This window comes from Sulfitobacter dubius, assembly GCF_027214245.1.
Taxonomy (GTDB): Bacteria; Pseudomonadota; Alphaproteobacteria; order Rhodobacterales; family Rhodobacteraceae; genus Sulfitobacter; species Sulfitobacter dubius_A.
Genome location: NZ_JAPWHM010000004.1, coordinates 543,437 through 565,617, shown reverse-complemented (window position 1 = coordinate 565,617; position 22,181 = coordinate 543,437). Strand labels below are relative to the sequence as shown.

General features: G+C 62.1%; 23 protein-coding genes. 11 read left to right on the top strand and 12 right to left on the bottom strand.

What is annotated here, in order from left to right; genetic code table 11:
- Positions 1–69: 69 nt before the first annotated feature.
- The gene (locus tag O4H31_RS12815; protein ID WP_269346328.1) at positions 70–483 is read left to right on the top strand and encodes a CoA-binding protein; all 414 of its coding nucleotides are present in this window, start codon (positions 70–72) and stop codon (positions 481–483) included.
- Positions 484–485: 2 nt separating this feature from the next.
- Here the strand turns inward: O4H31_RS12815 and O4H31_RS12810 are convergent, their stop codons facing one another.
- From O4H31_RS12810 to hisA, 3 genes are read right to left on the bottom strand one after another with little or no spacing between them, the layout of a single operon-like run.
- Complete coding sequence (locus O4H31_RS12810; protein ID WP_259948764.1) at positions 486–794, bottom strand: phosphoribosyl-ATP diphosphatase; 309 nt, start codon at positions 792–794, stop codon at positions 486–488.
- Positions 791–1,552: an imidazole glycerol phosphate synthase subunit HisF gene (gene hisF, locus O4H31_RS12805; protein ID WP_120350627.1), complete on the bottom strand. Its 762-nt coding sequence runs from the start codon at positions 1,550–1,552 to the stop codon at positions 791–793. The genes O4H31_RS12810 and hisF overlap by 4 nt, the downstream gene beginning before the upstream one ends.
- 3 nt (positions 1,553–1,555) lie before the next feature.
- Entirely contained in the window at positions 1,556–2,275 is a 720-nt protein-coding gene (hisA, locus tag O4H31_RS12800; RefSeq protein ID WP_120350628.1) for a 1-(5-phosphoribosyl)-5-[(5-phosphoribosylamino)methylideneamino]imidazole-4-carboxamide isomerase, read from the bottom strand.
- 129 nt (positions 2,276–2,404) lie between these two features.
- Between hisA and O4H31_RS12795 the strand changes: the two genes are divergently transcribed.
- On the top strand, positions 2,405–2,794 hold the full coding sequence (locus O4H31_RS12795; RefSeq protein WP_269346324.1) for a DUF2147 domain-containing protein: 390 nt from the start codon (positions 2,405–2,407) through the stop codon (positions 2,792–2,794).
- 180 nt (positions 2,795–2,974) lie between these two features.
- On the opposite strand, the gene hisH is transcribed toward O4H31_RS12795, so the two are convergent.
- Together hisH and hisB are read right to left on the bottom strand one after the other, a co-directional pair.
- Entirely contained in the window at positions 2,975–3,613 is a 639-nt protein-coding gene (gene hisH / locus O4H31_RS12790) for an imidazole glycerol phosphate synthase subunit HisH (protein WP_269346322.1), read from the bottom strand.
- Between the two features lie 4 nt (positions 3,614–3,617).
- Positions 3,618–4,205 carry an imidazoleglycerol-phosphate dehydratase HisB gene (gene hisB, locus O4H31_RS12785; RefSeq protein WP_269346320.1) on the bottom strand — a complete coding sequence of 196 codons (588 nt, stop codon included), beginning with the start codon at positions 4,203–4,205 and terminating at the stop codon, positions 3,618–3,620.
- 159 nt (positions 4,206–4,364) lie between these two features.
- On the opposite strand from hisB, the gene O4H31_RS12780 reads away from it, so the two are divergent.
- Both O4H31_RS12780 and O4H31_RS12775 read left to right on the top strand, forming a co-directional pair.
- Positions 4,365–4,604 carry an Lrp/AsnC family transcriptional regulator gene (locus O4H31_RS12780; RefSeq protein ID WP_007120503.1) on the top strand — a complete coding sequence of 80 codons (240 nt, stop codon included), beginning with the start codon at positions 4,365–4,367 and terminating at the stop codon, positions 4,602–4,604.
- 1 nt (position 4,605) lies between these two features.
- Entirely contained in the window at positions 4,606–4,971 is a 366-nt protein-coding gene (locus O4H31_RS12775) for a hypothetical protein (protein ID WP_269346319.1), read from the top strand.
- Positions 4,972–5,022: 51 nt separating this feature from the next.
- Here O4H31_RS12775 and O4H31_RS12770 read toward each other — a convergent pair whose 3' ends face one another.
- Both O4H31_RS12770 and O4H31_RS12765 read right to left on the bottom strand, forming a co-directional pair.
- On the bottom strand, positions 5,023–6,000 hold the full coding sequence (locus tag O4H31_RS12770) for a response regulator (protein WP_067941589.1): 978 nt from the start codon (positions 5,998–6,000) through the stop codon (positions 5,023–5,025).
- A 609-nt stretch (positions 6,001–6,609) separates the two neighbouring features.
- Positions 6,610–10,011, bottom strand: coding sequence for an indolepyruvate ferredoxin oxidoreductase family protein (locus O4H31_RS12765; protein WP_269346318.1), 3,402 nt, complete (start codon positions 10,009–10,011; stop codon positions 6,610–6,612).
- Between the two features lie 124 nt (positions 10,012–10,135).
- Between O4H31_RS12765 and O4H31_RS12760 the strand changes: the two genes are divergently transcribed.
- Together O4H31_RS12760 and O4H31_RS12755 are read left to right on the top strand one after the other, a co-directional pair.
- Positions 10,136–10,597 (top strand): Lrp/AsnC family transcriptional regulator, encoded by a 462-nt coding sequence (locus tag O4H31_RS12760; RefSeq protein WP_067629340.1) that lies wholly within the window; start codon positions 10,136–10,138, stop codon positions 10,595–10,597.
- Between the two features lie 90 nt (positions 10,598–10,687).
- Complete coding sequence (locus O4H31_RS12755; RefSeq protein WP_269346356.1) at positions 10,688–11,800, top strand: S-(hydroxymethyl)glutathione dehydrogenase/class III alcohol dehydrogenase; 1,113 nt, start codon at positions 10,688–10,690, stop codon at positions 11,798–11,800.
- Between the two features lie 32 nt (positions 11,801–11,832).
- On the opposite strand, the gene O4H31_RS12750 is transcribed toward O4H31_RS12755, so the two are convergent.
- A complete protein-coding gene (locus O4H31_RS12750) occupies positions 11,833–13,290 on the bottom strand; it encodes a cobyric acid synthase (protein ID WP_269346315.1) in 1,458 nt (485 codons plus the stop codon).
- A gap of 60 nt (positions 13,291–13,350) precedes the next feature.
- Here O4H31_RS12750 and O4H31_RS12745 point away from each other — a divergent pair, with 60 nt between their 5' ends.
- On the top strand, positions 13,351–13,929 hold the full coding sequence (locus tag O4H31_RS12745; protein WP_269346313.1) for a cobalamin biosynthesis protein CobQ: 579 nt from the start codon (positions 13,351–13,353) through the stop codon (positions 13,927–13,929).
- Between the two features lie 74 nt (positions 13,930–14,003).
- On the opposite strand, the gene O4H31_RS12740 is transcribed toward O4H31_RS12745, so the two are convergent.
- A complete protein-coding gene (locus O4H31_RS12740; RefSeq protein WP_007120494.1) occupies positions 14,004–14,324 on the bottom strand; it encodes a DUF6280 family protein in 321 nt (106 codons plus the stop codon).
- 222 nt (positions 14,325–14,546) lie between these two features.
- Here O4H31_RS12740 and efp point away from each other — a divergent pair, with 222 nt between their 5' ends.
- Entirely contained in the window at positions 14,547–15,110 is a 564-nt protein-coding gene (gene efp / locus O4H31_RS12735; RefSeq protein WP_093740442.1) for an elongation factor P, read from the top strand.
- A 68-nt stretch (positions 15,111–15,178) separates the two neighbouring features.
- Here efp and O4H31_RS12730 read toward each other — a convergent pair whose 3' ends face one another.
- Positions 15,179–15,925 (bottom strand): YgfZ/GcvT domain-containing protein, encoded by a 747-nt coding sequence (locus O4H31_RS12730; protein ID WP_269346307.1) that lies wholly within the window; start codon positions 15,923–15,925, stop codon positions 15,179–15,181.
- A 64-nt stretch (positions 15,926–15,989) separates the two neighbouring features.
- On the opposite strand from O4H31_RS12730, the gene O4H31_RS12725 reads away from it, so the two are divergent.
- Positions 15,990–16,673, top strand: coding sequence for a TIGR04283 family arsenosugar biosynthesis glycosyltransferase (locus O4H31_RS12725; protein ID WP_269346305.1), 684 nt, complete (start codon positions 15,990–15,992; stop codon positions 16,671–16,673).
- Between the two features lie 32 nt (positions 16,674–16,705).
- On the opposite strand, the gene O4H31_RS12720 is transcribed toward O4H31_RS12725, so the two are convergent.
- Entirely contained in the window at positions 16,706–18,562 is a 1,857-nt protein-coding gene (locus O4H31_RS12720; RefSeq protein ID WP_269346303.1) for an ABC transporter ATP-binding protein, read from the bottom strand.
- 233 nt (positions 18,563–18,795) lie between these two features.
- Between O4H31_RS12720 and O4H31_RS12715 the strand changes: the two genes are divergently transcribed.
- Positions 18,796–20,004: a pyridoxal-phosphate-dependent aminotransferase family protein gene (locus O4H31_RS12715; RefSeq protein ID WP_269346301.1), complete on the top strand. Its 1,209-nt coding sequence runs from the start codon at positions 18,796–18,798 to the stop codon at positions 20,002–20,004.
- Here O4H31_RS12715 and O4H31_RS12710 read toward each other — a convergent pair.
- A complete protein-coding gene (locus O4H31_RS12710; RefSeq protein WP_269346299.1) occupies positions 20,001–21,104 on the bottom strand; it encodes a pyridoxal phosphate-dependent aminotransferase in 1,104 nt (367 codons plus the stop codon). The two genes, O4H31_RS12715 and O4H31_RS12710, sit on opposite strands and share 4 nt — an antisense overlap.
- 119 nt (positions 21,105–21,223) lie before the next feature.
- On the opposite strand from O4H31_RS12710, the gene O4H31_RS12705 reads away from it, so the two are divergent.
- Entirely contained in the window at positions 21,224–22,015 is a 792-nt protein-coding gene (locus tag O4H31_RS12705; protein ID WP_269346297.1) for a crotonase/enoyl-CoA hydratase family protein, read from the top strand.
- Positions 22,016–22,181: the final 166 nt, after the last annotated feature.

Sequence of the window (22,181 nt, the reverse complement as noted above, 5' to 3'; positions counted from 1 at the left end):
GGGGGCACCACGCTTTACGCCGCGTCATTATGGCGTTGAAACCCGCGCACAGGCGCTTAAGTTCAGGGTATGACAGATGTATTGATCAAAGACGTTCTCACCCGCACCCGCCGCATTGCGGTGGTTGGCGTATCCCCTAACCCGGCGCGGCCCAGTCACTATGTCGCTGAATACCTTGCACAAAAGGGGTATGACGTGGTGCCAGTGAACCCCGTGCATGCGGGCAAAGAAGTCTTCGGAAAAACCATTGTCGCGACATTGGCCGAGATTGATCCGCCGGTGCAGATGGTCGATATTTTCCGCCGGTCCGAGGATGTGCCCCCCGTCGTGGACGAAGCGCTTGAAGCTTTCCCAGAGCTTGAGACCATCTGGCTGCAAATGGGCATCACCAATGCCGAAGCGGCGGCCAAGGCCGAAGCACGCGGCGTGGATGTGATCCAAAACCGCTGCCCCAAGGTGGAAATTCCGCGCTTGCTGGGCTGAGCCTAGTTTCGCGCGGCCTTTTCTGCGATGCCCGATGTCGACTGGCGCCGCGCCAGTTCGTCCAACACATCGCTAAGCGGCACATCTCGCGCCGCCAGCATGACGAGTAGGTGATATAGCACATCCGCTGCTTCCGAGGTGAGCCCCTTCGGATCGTTCTTCACCGCCTCAATGATCGCCTCAACCGCTTCTTCGCCAAACTTCTCGGCGCATTTTTCAGGCCCTTTGGCCAGCAATTGCGCCGTCCAACTGCTCGAGGGATCAGCGCTTTTGCGGCTCAGGATGGTGGCGTAAAGGTCATCAAGCGTCATGAAAGCCTCATTGGAATGCCGGCGGCGGCCATATGCTGCTTGGCCTCATGCACGGTATATTCACCGAAGTGAAAGATGGATGCCGCCAACACCGCTGAGGCGCCACCCTCAATCACCCCGTCCACGAGATGATCCAAATTGCCGACCCCACCGGAGGCGATCACCGGCACCGACACGGCATCGGAAATGGCGCGGGTCAGCGGCAGGTTGAACCCCTGTTTGGTGCCATCGCGGTCCATGGATGTCAGCAGAATCTCCCCCGCGCCCTTGGCGGCGACCGTGCGGGCAAATTCGACCGCGTCGATGCCCGTGGGCTTGCGCCCGCCATGGGTGAAAATCTCCCATTTGCCGGGGCTGACGGTCTTGGCGTCAATCGCGCAGACGATGCATTGGCTGCCAAAATGATCCGCCGCTTCGGCAATCACATCCGGGTTCGCCACGGCGGCGGAGTTAAAGCTGACCTTGTCGGCCCCCGCCAGCAGCAAGGCCCGCACATCCGCCACGGTCCGCACACCACCGCCCACGGTCAGCGGGATATAGCAATGCTCGGCCGTGCGGGTCACCAGATCGAACATCGTGCCGCGGTTTTCATGGGTGGCGTGGATGTCGAGAAAGCAAAGTTCATCCGCCCCCGCCGCATCATAGGCAATGGCGGCATCCACTGGATCGCCCGCATCGCGCAGGCCGACAAAGTTCACGCCCTTGACGACGCGCCCATCGGCCACGTCGAGACAGGGGATGATGCGGGTCTTCAGCATGGCTCAGCCCTTCAACATCTTCATGGCTTCGGTCAAATCGATCGCGCCGTCATAAAGCGCCCGACCCGAGATCGCGCCCTCAATCACCCCGGTGTCGCGTAGAGCGGCCAAATCTTCGAGCGACGAGACCCCACCCGAGGCGATCACAGGGATCGAAACCGCCCGCGCCAGATCGGCCGTGGCTTCAACATTCGGCCCGCCCATCGCGCCATCGCGCATGATATCGGTATAGATGATCGCCGCCACGCCCGCGTCCTCAAAGGATTTCGCGAGGTCGGTGGCCATGACATCGGTCTCGGTCGCCCAGCCCTTGGTCGCAACCCGGCCGCCACGCGCATCGATTCCCACGGCAACGTGACCGGGGAAGGCGGCGGCGGCCTCGCGGACCAATTCAGGGTTCTCTACTGCAACGGTGCCCAGAATGACCCGCGCCAGGCCCTTATCCAGCCAGCTTTCGATCGTCGCCATATCGCGAATGCCACCGCCCAATTGCGCTGGCACCTTGCAGGCTTTCAAAATTGCCTCGACCGGGGCGGCGTTCACCGGTGTTCCGGCAAAGGCGCCATTAAGATCAACCAGATGTAGCCATTCGCAGCCCGCCTCGACGAAACTCAACGCCTGCGCGGCAGGGTCGTCGTTAAAAACGGTAGCGCGGTCCATATCGCCATGCACGAGGCGCACAGCCTGACCGTCTTTGAGATCAATAGCGGGGTAGAGGATCATGGCCGGGCCCTTGTTCTGAACGTTGGTTTCCTTTTGCACGTCGCCAAGGATTTTGCAACGCGACCCTAGGTCAGTCTTGCCCGAATGAAAGTTGTGTCTAACACTGAACCCAGATCGGGAGGAGAGATCATGAAACAGTTTTTTGCAGCGGCCCTTCTGGGCCTTGGCCTGACCGGTGCCGCCCTTGCGGCGGATCCGGCAGTCGGTACATGGCAAACGCAGGTGGATGACGGCGCTTACGCCCATGTGAAAATGGCCCCCTGCGGCGGGGCGATCTGCGGCACTATCGCGCGCACGTTCAACGACAGCGGTGAGTATAAATCACCCAATATCGGAAAAACGCTCGTTATCGATATGGAGCCCCAGGGCGGCGGCAAATACGCCGGTAAAGTATGGCGCCCGTCGAACGGCAAAATCTATATCGGCAAGATGGACGTCTCGGGTAAATCGCTCAAACTTTCGGGCTGCGTCGCGGGCGGGTTGATTTGTTCGAAACAGACCTGGGCGCGCATTAAGTAAAGCCGTTGCCTCAATACGAAAGTCAGAAAGCGCGAAGAACGATTTCCGCGCCTTCTTTGCGTTTTGCGGAAGGCAAGCGCCGCGCAGAGGTATTTGTAAAAGGATGAAGTTGAAGAGGGTCTTTCTTCAACTTCATCCTTTCTTAAATACCGTCCGACCCTTCGGCAGGCGCGGCGCTCATTAAGGCGTCCAGTTCAAAAAGTTCGAGATCAGCCGCAGGCCGGTGGTTTGGCTTTTTTCAGGGTGAAACTGCATGCCCAACATCGTATCGCGGCCGATAATCGCCGTGACCTCGCCGCCGTAATCGACATGGGCCAGCCGTTCGGCAGGGTCTGCTACGGCCATGTGGTAGCTGTGCACGAAATAGGTATGATCACCGGTGTGCAACCCGTCGAAGACCGCATGGTCATGATCGATCACCAAGTCGTTCCAGCCCATGTGGGGGACTTTGAGGTTCGGGTTCGCGGGGGTGATCTGGGTCACCTCTCCACCGATCCAACCCAATCCCGGGGTGTCTTTGTATTCGCGGCCCATGCTAGCCATCAGTTGCATGCCGACACAGATACCAAGGAAAGGGCGCCCCTTTTCCTCAACCGCTTCGACCATGGCTTCATAGAGGCCACCGGCGCCTTTCAGCGCTGCCATACAAGCCGGGAAAGCGCCATCGCCGGGCAGCACCAGACGGTCGGCGCGGGCGACGACCTCGGCGTCTGAGGTTACGGTGACTTCGCCGGCGTCGTTTTCGCGGGCCATACGCTCAAAGGCTTTGTGGGCCGAGTGCAGATTGCCGGATTCGTAGTCGATGATTGCTGTCAGCATTGGCTTACAAGGCGCCCTTGGTCGAGGGGATGGCATCCGCTTTGCGCGGGTCGGTTTCGACCGCCTCGCGCAGGGCGCGGGCGACGGATTTAAACGCCGCTTCGGCGATGTGGTGGCTGTTGAACCCGTGGAGCGCGTCGACATGCAGGGTGATGCCGCCGTGGGTGCTGAGTGCTTGGAAGAACTCACGCACCAGTTCGGTGTCGAATGTGCCGATGCTGCTGGTGGGGAAATCCACGTTCCAGATCAGAAAGGGCCGCGCAGAGAGGTCGAGCGCGCAGCGGATTTGCGCGTCGTCCATCGCCAATAGGCAAGAGCCGTAGCGGCGGATGCCGCGTTTGTCGTCGAGCGCTTGGGTCAGTGCTTGGCCCAGCGTGATGCCTACATCTTCGACAGTGTGGTGGTCGTCGATGTGCAGATCGCCTTTGGCGCGCACCGTGATATCGATCAGCGAGTGGCGCGACAATTGGTCGAGCATATGGTCAAAGAAACCCACGCCGGTCTCATTGTCATAGCGGCCACTGCCGTCGAGATTGATCTTGACCGTGATATCGGTTTCGGCGGTGGTGCGGGTCAGGGTGCTGCGACGCATAGGGCATCTCCGAAGGCAATTGCTGCGCCCTTATAGCAGGGCATGCCGCCACGCCAAGCCCAAGCGGTGAAGCACCTTTAGCCTGCATGGGCGCGATCGGGGATTGCGGGGGCAGGGTCCATATGTCAGCTTGAACCAAATCCCAGAAAGAGGCGCTACATGACCACCTGCGTATTCATCCAGATCCGCTGCCGACCGGGCACGACCTATCGTGTGGCCGAGGAAATCGCCCTGCGCGAAATTCATTCCGAGCTTTATTCCACCTCTGGTGAATATGACCTGCTGATGAAGCTTTATATCCCCAAGGGGGAGGATGTGGGCGTCTACATCAACGACAACCTGTTGGACATCGAAGGCATTGAGCGGTCCTTGACCACGATGACCTTCAAGGTCTTCTGAGGTGCCGCGCAGGTTCTTTCTAACTGCGGTGACGGTTTTTGCTTTGTCCTTTGGCGCGCTGGCCCATCCCGGCATGGCGACAGCGGGCACACGTATCTATGAGGGGCGCGAGGCCGCCGCTTTGCGCTGCGCAAACACGCTGGCCCTGACGGCGGTGGCGCTTTCTTCGGCGGAACTGATCGGGGAGGGGGAGAAAAACGTGATGCTGGGCGTCACCGTGCGCATCCTTGACCGGCATGTTAAGGGCAGTTGGGCCCAGAAACGTGCAGCGATGGAGGTAATGCGCGACCGACGCAGCGTGCCGGACACATTGGAGGATTACCGCCGCATCGCCGAGCGTTGTCTGGTGCAATTCCCCATCAACTGAATGCGAAAACCCGTCGGTGAGGCGGGTTTTTCATGGGGCATCCGTTTTGGCTCAATGCGCGGCAGAGACGGAGGGTTTCTCGGTCGGGGCGGTGTCGAGTTTCACCTTCTGGCGCATCGTCACGCGGCGAATGGCGCGGTCGAATGTCTTTCTGACTCGCTGGGTGCGGCTGGCATTGGGCTGGATCGGGCCGCCCACGGAAAGCATCACCGACAGTGGGCTGTTGTCGTCAAAGCGCAGGTCCATCCCGTCAAGCTCACCTTGAATGAGCACTTCGATCTCGGGCCATGCGGGCAGGCTGTCGCCGGTCACGATGCACAGCAGCGTGCCAGACCCATTGTGGGTCATCAGCAGTTGCGGGCAATCGACCACACGCGCGATTGCTTGGGCGGCAGAGGTAACGGCGCGGGCAAATTCGCGGGTGTTGCAGGTCGCGTAAAGCTCATCGATATGTTCGATCTTCACGGCGAAAACCTGACAGATATCAAGGTGCTGGCGCGACAATTGCGACAGGTAATTGCCCAAGGAGAAGGGGAGCACCAACTGCTCGACCCCGTTGATATGCACAGGATCGGCCAGCGCGAAATCATGGGCGCCGGGCTCTCCGGCTTCTTTCAGATGATGCGGGTCAAGGCGCGGGGCACGCTGGGTGTTTTCCAACATCCGCTCGGCGATATGCACGCGGGTCGCGATGTCTTTTACATCGAAAGGTTTGGTCACATAGTCGTTGGCCCCAGCGGCAAAAGCGCTTTCGATCGCGGTCGCGTCTGCGCGCGAGGTCACCATCAAGATCGGCGTGTCTTGATAGGCCTCCAGCGTGCGGATGCGGCGGCATAGGGTGATGCCGTCCATTTCGGGCATTTCGATATCCAAGAGCAGGCAATCAAAATGGTCTTTGGTGGTTTCGAGCAGTTCCAAAGCGGCAGCGCCGGAATCGGCCAAAGTCAGATAGGGATAATCAGCTTCGCGAAAGACAACGGGCAGCAATTCGCGGATAAAAGGGTCATCGTCGACGGCAAGAATTTTCATTTTTGGCACCTCTTTCGTGGGGCAGACGGGCAGTCCGGGTGTCTTTTTAATCTGTTTACATTTAGTCGCATAAACCCGGCGAAATTGTGACGTTGCTGCACCAATAGCTTGTGCCGTTCCGTTAAATATTAACCATATTTTGAAGTTCTGCGAAACCATTGAATTCGCAGCTTGGGGCGGCCTCGCGCCCTTATTTTTCCCGCATCGCGGGAGGGGATTTGGCGGATATCGTGCAGAGTTTTGGGCGTGGAGATGCGGATTGGAGAGCCAAAACAGGGCAAGAATATGCGGTTCTTGTGAACGTGGGGAGTTTCGCGCTGCGAGTCGCCTTCACGGTTGGGTGATCGAGGGAAACTTTATCGGATGTCGTACGTAGAACGCCGTTCGCGCCTGACATCCTGCGCGCCCAACTGCGGCAAAGGTCGATGGAATCACCAGGATGATGCGCTTGTCGGGCGATATCTTGGCTGAATATCTGCAAGTACCGCAGAGGCTGGAAGCGGGCGACGTTTGGTCACCCCGCCGGGGATGGTGGCACACTTTGCCGACGGTTCGCCCGACCTCGAATTGTATGAGGCCGGGCTGCGCGCCGATTGCTCGACGACGCTCTTAGGCTAAGTGCGCGGCGACTTCGGCCAGCACTTTTTCGGCCGCGGCCTCTTTCACGGGGCCGTAGCCGCGGATCTCCATCGGTGCGGAAAGCACCGCGAGCGCCTCGTCATGGGGCAGGGCCGGGGCCTTGGCCATGACCGCCTCGTACCAGTCGATCAGCCCGACCTCCAGCTTGCGGTCGGCGCCGTAGCTGAACGGGTCGGCCCATGTGCCGCGCAGGGGTTTCATCACGGCCAATAGGTCAAAGGCACGCCCCATCCACGGGCCAAACTTGCGCTTGTTGGGGCGTCCGCGACCATCGCGGCCGGTGGGCCATGCGGGCGGGGCGAGGTGGTAATGCACCTTGTAGTCGCCCTCGAAACTATCGGCGATGCGCTCTTCAAAGCCGCTTTGGCGGTGCAGGCGGGCGACCTCGTATTCGTCCTTGTAGGCCATGAGTTTGAACAGCGATTTCGCCGCGGCGCGCAGCAGGTCTTCGGAGCCGTCTGGCAGCGCGTTTGTCAAAGCATCAAGGTGGGATTTATAGCGCTCTGCGTAGGCTCGGTTCTGGTAGCCGGTAAGGAACTCCATCCGTCGCGCGATCAGGCTGTCGACACTGTCATCCGGGGCGGGCGCCGGGGCAAAATGCGCCTCAATCGCCTCGGGGTTTGCGGCCATGACCCGGCCAAAACCAAAGGCGGCGCGGTTTTTGTCGGGCACCACGCCATTCAACTCGATCGCCAGCTCCAGCGCGGTGAGCGAGACCGGCACAAGGCCCCTCTGCCAAGCATAACCCAGCATCATCACATTGGCGAAGACCGCGTCGCCCAACAGTTTTTCGGCCATGGCGTTGGCGTCATAGGCACTGAGGTTCTCAGCTCCCACCGCCTGCGCGATCGCCGCTTCGCGGTCGTCGATGCGCAACTCGGCGTCGCGGTTCAGCACCAGATCGCCAGTCGGCATCTCGGCGCGGTTAAGCACGATCCGCGTGCCGCGCCGGTAGTGGGCCGAGGCTTTGGGCGCGGAGCTGACCACCATGTCGCAGCCGATCACTGCGTCGGCGCCGCCCTGATCGATGCGCACCTGATGCACCTCCTCGGGGGTTTGGGCGAGCCGCACATAGCCCAGCACGGTGCCAAATTTCTGTGCAAAGCCGGTGAAGTCGAGCACGCTGGAGCCCAGCCCTTCGAGATGCGCCGCCATGGTGATCAGCGCGCCCACGGTGACAACGCCGGTGCCGCCGACGCCGGTCACCAGGAGGTTAAAGGGCTGGTCGAGCCTGGGCAGTTCGGGCATCGGCAGCTGCGCCGACAGGCCCACCACGTCCAGCCCGGCCCCAGAGCGTTTGCGGCGGCTGCCGCCCTCGACGGTGACGAAAGAAGGGCAGAACCCGTTAAGACAGGAGTAATCCTTGTTGCAGGTCGATTGGTTGATCTGCCGCTTTGTGCCGAATTCAGTCTTCTTCGGCTCGACGCTTAGGCAATTGGATTCCAACGAACAATCGCCGCAGCCCTCGCAAACCAGATCGTTGATCATGACGAATTTCTTAGGGTCGTCCATCAACCCGCGTTTGCGCTTGCGGCGTTTCTCGGTGGCGCAGGTCTGTTCATAGATCAGCACTGTGACGCCCGGGATGTCGCGCAGCTCGCGCTGCACGCGGTCAAGCGCGCTGCGGTGATCAAATGTGGTGTCGGCAGGGAAATCGCCCTTCTCCAACAGTTCGGGCCGGTCCGAGACCAGCGCGATCCGCGCCACGCCTTCCGCGCGGCAGGCCTGCGCGATAGCGGCGACTGAAATAGGGCCATCGACAGGTTGCCCGCCGGTCATGGCAACCGCGTCGTTGTAGAGGATCTTGTAGGTGATGTTCGTCTTTGCCGCGACCGCTTGGCGGATGGCGAGCGAGCCGGAGTGGTACCACGTGCCCTCGCCAAGGTTCTGGAACACATGTTTGCCCCCGTTGAACATCGAGGTGGCGATCCACGGCACGCCTTCGCCGCCCATCTGGGCAAAACCGGCGGTTTCGCGGTCCATCCACGAGGCCATGACATGGCAGCCAATGCCGGAGTTGGCCTTTGAGCCTTCGGGCAGTTTGGTCGAGGAATTATGTGGGCAGCCCGAACAGAAGTAAGGCGTGCGGGTGGCGCCGGTGACGTTCAGCAGCACGGGCGGCTGGTCGGTCAGGGCGCGGGCCTTTTCCAGCAGGTTCTCTTCGGGGAAGAAGACATTGAGCCGCGCGGCAATGATCGGGAGCAGTTTGAGCGGCGACAGCTCGCCGGTCCAAGGCACCAACTCCTCAAGGTTTTCGTCATGCTTACCCACCATCCGCGCGGGTTTGGAGCCGGGCCAGTCATAGAAGGCCTCTTTGAACTGGCTTTCGATGATGCCGCGTTTCTCTTCGATCACAAGCACTTCGCGCTTGCCCTTCACGAAGTCGAGCGCGTCATCGAGCGCCAGCGGCCAGACCATGCCGATCTTGTAGATGTCGATGCCAAGTTGGCGGCAGGCGGCCTCATCAAGGCCCAGAAGCCGCAGTGCTTCCATCGTGTCGAGGTGGCCCTTGCCGGTGGTCACGATGCCGAAAGTGGCGTCCTGCGTGTCGTAGATATGCCGGTCAATGGGATTGGTGCGCATGAAAGCCTGCACCGCGTCGAGCTTGTGATGCAGCCGCGTCTCAATCTCGGGCGAGGGCAGATCGCCAAGCCGCACGTGCAGTCCGCCCGGAGGCGCGGTGTAGTCGGGCTGGTTGAACACGCGGTCGGGCGTCAGTGTCACCGATGCGCCGCTTTCCACGGTTTCCGAAATCGCCTTGAACCCCACCCAAGTACCCGAGAAGCGTGAAAGCGCGATGCCGTATTCGCCAAAAGCCTGATATTCGGCCACGCTTGCCGGGTTCAGCGTCGGCATGAACCACGACATGAAGCCCACGTCGGACTGATGCGGCATGGAGGACGAGACGCAGCCATGATCGTCCCCCGCCACCACCAAAACGCCGCCTTTGGGGGCCGAGCCGTAAGCGTTGCCATGTTTCAGCGCGTCGCCCGAACGGTCCACCCCCGGCCCCTTGCCGTACCACATGGAAAAGACGCCCTCGACCTCCGCCTGTGGGTCGAGGTGGGCCTGTTGCGCGCCCAATACCGCGGTGGCACCGAGGTCTTCATTCACGGCGGGCAGGAATTTCACCCCCGCCTTGGCCACGCGGTCTTTGATGCGCCAGTATTCCAGATCGAGCCCGCCCAAGGGGGAGCCGCGGTAGCCCGAAACGAAACCGGCGGTGTTCAGCCCCGCCTCGCGATCACGGCGGGCCTGATCCAGCATGATGCGCACCAGCGCCTGCGTCCCGGTCAGGAAAACGCGGCCTTCGGTCTGATCATAGCGGTCGTCGAGTTTATAAGTGGTAAATTCGCGCGGTTGTTCTGTCATGGGGGTCTCCTCACTTGGGAGTATACCGCAGAAGCTCCGAATTTTCGCTCCGGTTTTGCTGGCGATACGGGTAAAGTCCGGGTAAATTATCCATCATAGTCCCGTATGGTGAAAGAATTACCTGATGAGCGAAATGGATGCGACAGACCGGCAGCTTGTGTTTCTGCTCCAGCAGGATTCGCGTCTGCCCAATGCGCAACTTGCTGAAAAGCTGAATATCTCGGCCTCTGCCTGCTGGCGACGTGTCAAGGCACTAGAGCAGGCGGGGGTGATCAAACGATACGCCGCCGTGGTCGACCCCAAGGCGATGGGTCTGGGGTTCGAGGCGATGGTCCATGTACATCTGACCCGGCATGACGCCTCAGCCCTCGCCAGTTTCATCCGTGCGATCCAAAGCCGGACGGAGGTGACGGAGTGTTTCGCCACCACGGGCCAAGCGGATTATCACCTGCGCGTGCTTTGCCGCGATATCGACGCCTATAACGCCTTTTTGGAGAGTTTTTTGTTCCTGCATCCCGCAGTCAATTCCGCCACGACGAATGTGATCCTGCGGCAGATCAAATCCGACGCCCCGATTACCGGTTAAGGCGATCAGAGCGGCGTTTTCTACGTTGGACATTTGCCGCATGCGTGCTTCATAAAGCAGCAGTGATCACACCCGAAGGAGACACCCATGATGAGAACCCGTGCCGCCGTTGCCGTGGAAGCTGGCAAACCGCTTGTAATCATGGAGGTGAACCTCGAAGGGCCGAAACGCGGCGAGGTCTTGGTCGAGATCAAGGCGACCGGCCTCTGCCACACCGACGAATTCACCCGTTCCGGCGACGATCCCGAAGGCATCTTCCCCGCTATCCTTGGCCATGAGGGCGCGGGCGTGGTGCTGGAAGTGGGCGAAGGCGTGACCACGTTGGAGCCGGGCGATCATGTGATCCCGCTCTACACGCCAGAATGCCGCGAATGCGAATACTGCCTGTCGGGCAAAACCAACCTCTGCCAAAAAATCCGCGTTACCCAAGGCCAGGGCCTGCTGCCCGATGGCACCACGCGGTTTTCGATGCTCGATGGCACGCCGATTCACCACTACATGGGCTGCTCAACCTTTGCCAACCACACCGTGGTGCCGGAAATCGCGCTGGCCAGGGTCCGCAAAGACGCGCCCTTTGATAAGATTTGCTATATCGGTTGCGGCGTGACCACGGGCATCGGTGCGGTGATCAACACGGCCAAGGTCGAACTGGGCGCGCGCTGCGTGGTCTTTGGGCTGGGCGGCATCGGTTTAAACGTGATCCAAGGGCTGCGGATGGCAGGCGCGGATCAGATCGTCGGTGTCGATCTTAACGACGACAAAGCAGAGGTCGGGCGTTATTTCGGGATGACCGATTTCGTGAACCCCAAGAACGTCGAGGGCGATCTGGTGGCGCATCTGGTCGAAGTGACCAAAGGCGGCGCGGACTATTCCTTTGACGCGACCGGCAACACCAAGGTCATGCGCGACGCGCTGGAATGTGCCCACAAAGGCTGGGGCGAGAGCATCATCATCGGCGTGGCACCTGCGGGGGCCGAGATTTCGACGCGGCCATTCCAATTGGTGACGGGCCGGGTTTGGCGCGGGACTGCTTTCGGTGGCGCCAAGGGGCGGACGGACGTGCCCAAGATCGTCGATTGGTACATGAACGGTAAGATCGAGATCGACCCGATGATCACCCACAAACTGACTTTGGATCAGATCAACGAAGGCTTCGATCTGATGCACAAGGGTGAATCGATCCGCGCGGTCGTCGAGTTTTGAGCCTCGGGCTGGAGGGCCGCGCGCTCTCCAGCCTAGACCTCTGCCGCGAGGGAGAGGAACAGGTCGACATCCATATAGGTCTCGACATGATCGGCCAGCGCGTCGAGCGCATTCTCCACGCCGCTTTCGAAATCCAGCGATGAGGTCACGCCGAAACCATCAAGGTAGGCGCGGCGGAAGGCGTCTGAGCTGAAAATTCCATGCATATAGCAGCCCTGCACCCGGCCCGAGGGTGAGGCCGCGCCCTCAGCCGTACCATCGAACGTGAGCCAAGCGCGGGCGCAGTCGGGGCCGGTGGTTGCGCCGATGTGGATTTCATATCCCGTTAAATCGGTGCCGCTCGCAGGGTGCTGGCCGGATTTTTCCGCCAGATGTTTCAGCGGGGCCATCGTTGTCTCAACATCCAGATGCCCCAGCCCCGCAACCTGCGCTGCCGGGCCTTCGATCCCCTCGCGGTCGGTGATGGTCTTGCCCAACATCTGATAGCCACCGCAAAGCCCCAACACATGGCCGCCCCGCCGGATATGGGCGGCAAGGTCAATGTCCCAGCCCTCGGCCCGGAAGGCTTCGAGGTCGGAGATCGTGGATTTTGACCCGACCATCAGTATCAAATCCGCATCGGCGGGCAGGGGGCTGCCGGGCATGATCATGCGTAGGTCGACGCCCGGCTCTGCGGCCAGCGGGTCGAGGTCATCGAAATTGGCGATCCGGGGCAGGCGCGGCACGGCGATAACGCAGCCCGAGCCACCGGAACGGGCGCGGGCGGGCAGATCCATCACATCTTCGGCGGGCAGGCGGTGGGCGGCGTCGAACCATGGGATCACGCCAAGACTCGGCCAGCCGGTGCGCGCGGCGATGTCGTCGCGACCTGCATCAAAGAGGCTGCGGTCGCCGCGGAATTTGTTCACCGCGAAGCCCCGGATCAGCGCGTTGTCTTCCTGATCAAGCACCGCCTGCGTCCCGACGATCTGCGCGATCACCCCGCCGCGGTCGATGTCGCCCATCAGCACCACCGACACCCCGGCGGCGCGGGCAAAGCCCATGTTGGCTATATCGCCCGCCCGCAGGTTGGTCTCTGCCGGAGAGCCTGCGCCTTCGATCACAATTAGGTCGCAGCTTTCGGCCAAGCGGTGAAAGGATTGCAGCACGGCGGGCATCAGGCTGGCTTTGTTGCGCCCGAACTCCCGCGCCTCCTGCTGGCCCGCGATCTTGCCCTGCACCACGACCTGCGCGCCGGTGGCGCTCTGGGGTTTCAGCAGCACCGGGTTCATGTCCGTATGCGGTGCCACGCCAGCGGCGCGGGCCTGCAGCGCCTGCGCGCGGCCAATCTCGCCCCCGTCTTCGGTGACGGCGGCGTTGTTGGACATGTTCTGCGGTTTGAAGGGGCGCACGCGCAGCCCGCGACGTGAGCAGGCGCGGATCAATCCGGCAACGATCATCGACTTGCCGACATTGCTGCCGGTGCCCTGTATCATGATGGCTTTGGTCATGTCATTCTGCCCCTGTTTCGCGCAAACTGGCGCAAAATGAGCGAAGGGGAAAGAGCCGCGATGAACACGCCTGCACATTTGCTTTTGGGCGCTGCCGTGATGGGGCGCGAGGGGGCCAAGCCGTTGATCTGGGCGGCGCTCGTCGGGGCGCTGCTGCCGGACTTGTCGCTCTATCTTATGGCGGGCTTTGCGCTTTATGTCCAAGGGCTGCCGGGGAGTGTGGTCTTTGGGAAGCTTTACTATTCGGACCTCTGGCAGACGGTCTTTTCGATAGATAATTCATTTATCGTCTGGGGCGCGCTTTTGGCGCTCGCGGTCTGGCGGCAAGCAGGCTGGGCCGTGGCGCTGACGGGGGCGGCGCTGCTGCATCTCCTGTTCGACCTGCCGCTGCACCACGACGACGGGCGGGCGCATTTCTGGCCGCTGACGGGTTGGATATTCGAAAGCCCGGTCAGTTATTGGGATGTGCGTGACGGCGCGGGCTGGGTCGCCCCGATCGAGGCGCTGGTCAGCACGATCGCTGCCATAACGCTGTGGTGGCGCAGGCCGGGGTGGGTGCTGTCGGGCGTGACTCTCGCGTTGCTGCTGGCCGAAGGGCTGGCGTTGCGCAATTGGATCTTCTTTTTCGGCGCAGACTGACAGATGCCCAAAACAGCGGACACAAAAAAACGCAGCCCGAAGGCTGCGTCAATTGCTCCGCTTGGCGGATATTCTCAGGCGGCTTCGGCCTGAAGCGCGGCATTGCGGCGCTCGGACTCTTCGCGCGACAGGGCGACGGAAGTCCGCACGCCTTTGCCCACAAATTCCATCAGACCTTCGACGACCCGCTCGTTGGGGTCAATCCCGGCGCAGCTCAGCACTTCGCGGCCGTCGCGCGAACGGGCCCAGCGGGCGATCTGTTCTGGTCCGTTGCCATATTTCTTGTCGTCGGCAATTGCGTCATCCAAAGCAGCAAGCACCACAGCAGCAAAGAGCTTGCGTGCGCGGTTGCCTTGCTCGTTGTTGAAAGCGGTGCCATCAACGAAATCTTTCATCTCGTCGTCCTTTCGATTATTCTTGCTCTTGTCATTCGGGCGTGGAGGCCCTTATGACGGATATCCTTTGATTCGGATACCTCTATTTAGCATACCTCCCATGCAACTTGCGCATATCTAGTTGCCGCAGCGACGTCCGGATATCGCCCGCTTGCAGGGGACCATCCCTCCCGATATAGACCCGGTCATCTTATCATCAACCTTATGTCGTGGTTTTGTCACATGCCCAAGATTAACGGAAACGAGATCCGCCCCGGAAACGTCCTTGAACATAACGGTGGCCTTTGGGCGGCCGTAAAGGTCGATCACGTGAAGCCCGGCAAGGGCGGTGCCTTTGCCCAAGTCGAAATGCGCAACCTGCGCAACGGCTCCAAATTGAACGAACGCTTCCGCTCTGCCGACAAGGTCGAGCGCGTGCGTCTGGAGCAAAAAGACCAGCAATTTCTGTATGAAGACGACGGTATGCTGGTGGTAATGGACACCGAAACCTATGAGCAGGTGCAGCTTGATGCCGAGCTTCTGGGTGACACACGCCCCTTCCTGCAAGACGGCATGATGATCGTGGTCGAGTACCATGAGGCCGAGGCGCTGAACGCCCGTCTGCCACAAAAAGTGGTCTGCAACATTGCCGAGACAGAGCCGGTCGTCAAAGGCCAGACAGCGGCGAATTCCTTCAAGCCAGCCATTCTGGAAAACGGTGTGAAGATCTCTGTTCCGCCCTTCGTGGGGCAGGACGAAGCGATCGTGGTGAACACCGAAACCATGGAATATGTCGAACGCGCTTGACGCGACGTCATCTAACGTAAGCTAGATCAGCCCCGGTTTTGCCGGGGCTTTTTCTTGTTTTGGGGCGCTCAGGCGGCAGGGCCGGGCCAAGTGACCTGCGCGTCATCGGCCTGCATCTGCCCTTTCGCGCGGTCAAAGCGCAGATGCGCCAGCGCTTGGTCACCCGCTTGGGTGAACAGCGTGCCCGCCGGTTTGCCATCTGCCGTGATTGCCGTGCCCGGCGCGGCGGTGCCGCTAACCTCGACCCGCGTCAGCCCCTTGCGCAATTCGGTCTTGTGCTTCATCCGCGCCGTGACCTCTTGGCCCACATAGCAGCCCTTGCGGAAGTCGAGCCCGTTGATCCGATCGAGCCCGGCCTCGAGGATAAACGTATCCGGGGTCAGTTCCACGCCAGTCTCAGGGATCAGATGCGCCACGCGCAGGGCGTTCCAATCGGTCGTGTCGTCGGTCTGCGGTGTGTCGCGATAGGCGCGCCAGCCCATTTCTGGATGACGCGGGTCGGCCACGGCATCTTCGGGTGCGGGGCCGGTGCCACGGTGCAGGTGCAGCTCGGTCGGCTCAATCGTCACCTTGGCCCGCAGCTTGTACATCGACAGCCGTTGGCTCAGCATGTCGCCAAGGCTTTCGTCCACATCAAGCAGAACGCTATCGCCGTCAGCGATCAGAAAGAAATCGGCCATATATTTGCCCTGCGGCGTCAGCAGGGCGGCGTATACCGGGCCTTGGTCCAGTTTGCCAACGTCATTGGTCACGATGCCTTGCAGGAAATCGCGGGTGTCGGGGCCGGAGAGGCGCAGAATGCGGCGCGTGGTCATGCGGTTGTCCTTTGATTGCTGGCCATGACATATAACCTGTCAAACCCATCCAAAAGGGGCAACCATGCGCGCGCCGATCTCTGTCGTCATTCCCAGTCTCAATGCAGCCGCCGCGCTGCCTGCCTGCCTTGCCGCGCTTGTCGAAGGGTTGCAGGCCGGGCTGATCCGCGAGGTGATCGTCAGCGACGGCGGGTCGACAGATGGCACACCTCGGCTGGCCGAAGGTTGGGGGGCTGAGGCGATCTCAGGCGCGCCCTCGCGAGGTGGGCAGTTGCGCCGCGGATGCGACGCGGCGGGGGGTGAGTGGCTCTTGGTGCTCCATGCCGACACGGTGCTGGCGCCGGGTTGGACCGATGCGGTGCAGGCTCACATGGCCGGCGGGTCAAAGGCTGCGGGGTGGTTTCGCCTCAGGTTCGATCAGCGCGGGTTGGCACCGCGGTTGGTCGCGGGCTGGGCGAACTTTCGCAGCGCTTGTGGCTTGCCCTATGGCGATCAGGGGCTGCTGCTGTCCCGCGTACTTTATGATGCGGTCGGCGGTTACCCCGATCAGCCGCTGATGGAGGATGTCGCCTTGGCCCGCGCCCTGCGGGGGCGTTTGGCGCGGCTTGAGGGCATCGCCGTGACCAGTGCCGAGAAATACCGCCGTCAGGGCTGGCTTCGCCGCGGTGGGCGCAACTTGTGGACGCTGATGCGCTACATAATGGGTGCCAGCCCCGACGCCCTTGCGGAAAGCTATCGGCGGTCGTGAAAAGGGCGCGGGTTGCCCCCACGCCCCTGTACTCAGTTAAAGAATACCGCCCCGATCCGTTGGAACAGATTGGGCTGACGCGCCCTTTCGCGGCGCTTCTTTGCAGAGAGGGCGCTGAGGCCACGGGCATCCGACACCGTCTTTCCGTCGCGGAATTGCAGGCGGTAAAGGTCGGCATAGATGCCGCCGCGCTCCATCAATTCGTCGTGGGTGCCCTCGTCGGTGACTTGGCCGCGGTCCATCACCACGATCTTATCCGCGCTACGGATGGTTGAGAGCCGATGCGCGATGACGATGGTTGTGCGCCCCTTGGCGAGCCGATCAAGCGCGTCCTGCACGACTTGTTCTGATTGCGCATCCAAGGCGCTGGTGGCCTCATCAAGCAGCAGAATCGGCGTGTCGCGCAGCAGGGCGCGGGCGATCACCACACGCTGACGCTGCCCGCCCGACAGGGCCGAACCGCGCGGGCCGACGCGGGTTTCCAGCCCCTGTTCAAGCTGCGGCAGGAAATCGGCCACATGGGCGGCTTTCAGCACCCGGTCGAGTTCTTCGTCGCTGACGTTCTCGCGGCCCAGCACGATATTCTCGCGCAGGGTCTCATCAAACAGCAGCGCCTCCTGTGTCACGACAGAAAACAGGCCCCGCAGGTCCGGGATGGTCATCGACGTGGTGTCGACCCCGCCGATCTGAACCGTGCCACTTTGTGGATCCACCAGCCGCGTGAGCAGGTTAAAAATGGTCGATTTCCCCGCGCCCGAGGCGCCGACAAGGGCGGTCGTCTGGCCCGCTTGCGCGGTCAGGTTCAATGCATTCAGCACCTTTGTATCGCCGTAGGAGAGCGAAACATCTGCCAAGGCAACGTCAGGCGGGCCATCGGGCGCGGCCACGGGCTTGGTCGGGCTGCGCAGGTGCAAGGGCGCGTCAAGCAGCTCCTTGATCCGTTCCAGCGCGGCGGCGGCCATCTGCCACAGGCCGCTGATCGCGCCGAGGCGGCGCAGGGGGGAGAACATAAACCCGAGCGAGGTAAAGAAGGTCATGAACTCGCCAATGGTCTTGTTGCCCGCGATGATCTCGGACCCGCCATAGACGATCACGGCCATGAAACCGATGCCTGACATGATGTCGATCATCGCCGGGATCGCGGAATTGCCAAAGGCGGCGCGAACTTCGGTGCGAATAAAGGTGCGCGTCAACTCGCGGTATTGCCGGGCTTGATAGTCTTCCAGCGCGTTGAGTTTGATCTGCACGATGCCGTGAAAGACCTCGTCCAGACGTGTCGACAGGCTGGCGCCGATGTCGCGCGCCTCGCGCGAGCGGGCGCGGACGAAACGCTGGGCGATGGCGGCCGGCAGCACCATTAGCGGCACACCGACCATCGCCAAAAGTGCCCAGATCGGATCAATCGCAATGGCGACACCCATCAGGATCACCAGCCCCACCAGATCGCGCCCCGCGCCGGTGATCACCGCGCGCCAGACATCGCTAACCGCGTTCACATCCGATTGCACGCGCTGCACGAGAAAGCCGGGCGGGTGGTTTTGGTGAAAGGCACCATCCTGCTGCATCATCCGGTCCAACAGGTCGATGCGCAGGTCCGCCGCTGTGCGCTGTGCCACGCGGGTCAGCAACACCTTCTGCACCACCGTGGCCAGCGCGCGCAGCGCAAAGATCGCCACCAGCACCAGCCCCACCCAAACCAGCGCACCTTGGTCGCCGCCGACAAAGACGCGGTCGAACATCGGCTCCATCAGCTTGGCCAACACGCCCAAGGTCGAGCCTTCGATGATCATGAAGATCACCGCGATGGCCATCAGGCCGGTGTGTTTCTTTAGATAGTCATGCCAAAGCCAGCGCATCAACTGCGCGGAGGTGTAACTGTCATCATTCATGCCGGTGCCTGATCCTTTTGGGCAGTCGGATCCCGTGTACGAAAGCCGCGCAGGCAGGGCAAGCCGTCGCAGGGTGCGCGAAGGGCGCGCTTCCGGGCCGGGGCGGGGCGGGTGAAGGGTGTCGGGGGCGCGGCTTACCTTACGTCCGATCGCGTGTTGACCCCGGCCCGGCGGGCAGTAAGCTGCGCCCGACCGCAGCCCGGTCACGCATTTTCAAAACGGCAGCTAATATCATGACAAAGCAGAGTAAACTCGCCCAAGGTCGTTCGTACCTTGCCATTCCCGGCCCGTCGGTCATGCCCGATGCGGTGCTGAGCGCGATGCACCGCGCCGCCCCGAATATCTATGAGGGTGAGCTGGTTGAGATGATGCCGGCACTGGCGGCCGATTTGAAACGTGTGGCGCGTACAGATCGTCATGTTGCGATGTATATCAGCAACGGCCACGGCGCTTGGGAGGCCGCGCTGAGCAATGTCATAGCACCCGGCGACCGCGTTCTGGTCTTGGCCACGGGGCGATTTGGCCATGGCTGGGCCGAGATGGCAACGGGGCTGGGGGCGGAGGTGGAAATCCTCGACTTTGGCCGCAACGCGCCGATTGATCTGGCGCAGGTTGCCGAGCGTTTGAAGGCCGATACGGGCCACCAGATCAAAGCGGTGATGGCGGTTCATGTGGACACCTCAAGCTCGGTCCGCAACGATGTCCCCGGCCTGCGCCGTCTGTTGGATGAGGCAGGCCACCCCGCGCTTTTGATGGCCGATTGCATCGCCTCGCTCGGGTGCGAGCGGTTCGAGATGGACGCTTGGGGCGTCGATGTCATGGTCACCGCCTCGCAAAAGGGGCTGATGGTGCCGCCGGGCATGGCCTTCGTGTTCTTCAACGACCGTGCCGAGGAAGCCCGCGCGCGTTTGCCACGGGTGAGCCGCTATTGGGATTGGTCGCCACGCGCCCATGCGGAGGAATTCTATCAGTACCACGGCGGCACCGCCCCGACGCATCACCTTTATGGCCTGCGCGCCGCGCTTGATATGATCCATGAGGAGGGGATCGAGCAGGTCTGGCAGCGTCATGCCACCTTGGCGCGCGCGGTTTGGGCGGCGTGCGAGGCATGGTCGGCAGAGGGCAGCCTGCGGTTCAACATCGAAGACCGCGCCCTGCGCAGCCATGCCGTCACCGCGCTGCGGCTGCAGGCGCCCCATGCGACCGAGGTGCGCGATTGGGTACAGAGCAATCTGGGCCTGACACTGGGCGTGGGGCTGGGCATGGCCCTGCCGGGGGAGGCTGCGTGGCATGGCTTTTTCCGCCTCGGCCATATGGGCCATGTGAACGGCCATATGGTCATGGGGCTGCTCGGCGGGATCGAAGCTGGACTTTGCGCGTTGAAGATCGACCACGGGCCCGGCGCGTTGCAAGCGGCGGCGGAGGTGATCGGCGGGGCCTAGGCCCCGCGCGCTTCGGTCAAGGCGTCGGGCAATGCGGCGGCGAAGTGATCCAGCTCTTGCGCCGTGCTGCAACTGATGCGGATGCAACGGTTTTGCGGCGCGGCGAAGGGCATGCGCACGAAGATCCCCCGCGCCACCAGCGCGTCGAGGACCGCCTTGGCGAAGGTGCCATCGCTGCCACAGTCAACCGCGACGAAGTTGGCGGCAGAGGGGAGGGTGCTGAGCCCGTTCTCTTCGGCGATTTGAGCGATCCTGTCACGGGCCACGGCAATCTGGGTCTGAACTTGCTTAAGGTAGTCTTGATCCTGCACCGCCGCCAAGGCCCCTGCCTGTGCTGCGCGGTTGAGACCAAAGTGATTGCGAACCTTGTGAAAGGCGGTGATCAACTCGGGCGCGGCGATGGCATAGCCGATCCGCGCCCCGGCGAGGCCGTAGGCTTTGGAGAAGGTGCGCATCCGGATCACCCGTGGGTCATCGGCGGAAAGTTCGGGGGCTGTGCCCTCGGGGGCGCATTCGATATAAGCCTCATCTAGCAACAGCAGGCTGCCTTGGGGCAGGTCGTCGAGCGCGCGCGCCAGTGCCGCGCCCTCATGCCAAGTGCCCATCGGATTGTCGGGGTTGGCGAGGTAGACCAGCTTGGCATCAACCTCCGCCGCCTTGGCGAAAAGCGCCGCCGGGTCTTCGTGATCGTCGCGGTAGGGCACCTTGTGCAGCACGCCGCCAAAGCCCGTGACGTGGTAGTTGAAGGTCGGGTAAGCGCCTTCCGAGGTTACCACCGCGTCGCCTTCGTCCACCAGCAGACGGACGAGATAGCCCAGCAGCCCGTCGATGCCTTCGCCAACGATGATGTTTCCGGGTGCAACGCCGTGCAGCTCGGCCAGCGCCGCGCGCAGTTCCACGCTTTCTGAATCGCCATATTTCCACATCTCGGTCTTAGCCATGGCTGCGATGGCGCGGGGCGAGGGGCCAAAGACGTTTTCATTGGCACCAAGCCGCGCTTTGAAGGGGCGGCCTAGGCTGCGCTCCTGCGCTTCGGGGCCCACGAAGGGGACGTTGGCGGGCAGGCGTTCGGCGAGGGGGGTAAGGCGTGCATATGTCATGCGCCAAGGTGTAGGGTTGCGCCGTTGAGAGGGCAAGTGCCGCCGCACCTGCCGCCACGTTTTGCTGGTGCCGCGCGATGATCTGCGCTGAACTGCGCCAAACATTCAGGAGAACAGCCATGCCCCGCGTCACCACCCGGATCGAAGACCATATCGCCCATGTGACCCTCACCCGCGCCGTCAAGATGAACGCGGTGGATGATGAGATGATCGAAGCGATCATCGCGGCAGGTCAGGAGGTTGCGGCCTCGGATGCCCGGGTGGTGGTGCTCTCAGGCGAGGGCAAAGGCTTTTGCGCCGGGATCGATATTGGTGGGTTGTCAGGGATGGTAGGTAAGGATCCTGAAGCGTTGATCATGCCGCGGACACACGGGGATGGGACGACGAACAAGTGGCAGGAGGTGTCGATGGTCTGGCACCGCCTAGAGATCCCGGTGATCGCGGCGCTTCACGGGGTGGTCTATGGCGCTGGGATGCAATTGGCGCTTGGCGCGGATATTCGGATTGCCGCGCCGGATACGAAGCTTGCAGTGATGGAGATGAAATGGGGCATCGTGCCGGATATGGGCGGCATGGTTCTGTTGCCGCAGTTGGTGCGCTCGGATGTGTTGCGGCGGTTGACCTATACCGCCGCGCCGGTGGATGCCGCGCAGGCGGAGTGTTGGGGGCTGGTGACCGAGGTCGCCGAAGACCCGCAGGCGGCAGCGCTGGAACTGGCGCGGGTGATTGCAGGTAAGGGGCCGAATGCGGTGAAGGCGGCGAAACGGTTGATTGGATACGCGGAATCCGGTGCGTCCGATGTGGATGTGCTGGAGGCCGAGTCGCGTGAGCAGGCGGCACTGTTGGGCAAGCCTGAGCAGATGGAGGTGATCGCGGCGGAGTTCGGCAAGCGGCCTGCGGTGTTTAAGTAGGCTGATTGGCGCTTCGTTCACTTCGTGCGTAACAGCCCGGAATCAAGGCCGTAAGGCCGCGGGGGGGCGGCCCCCCCCCCCCCCCCGGGGGGGGGGGGGGGGGGCCGGGGGGGGGGGGGGGGGGGCCGGGGGGGCCGCGCTCGCACCCCCCCGCCGCCCAGCGTGG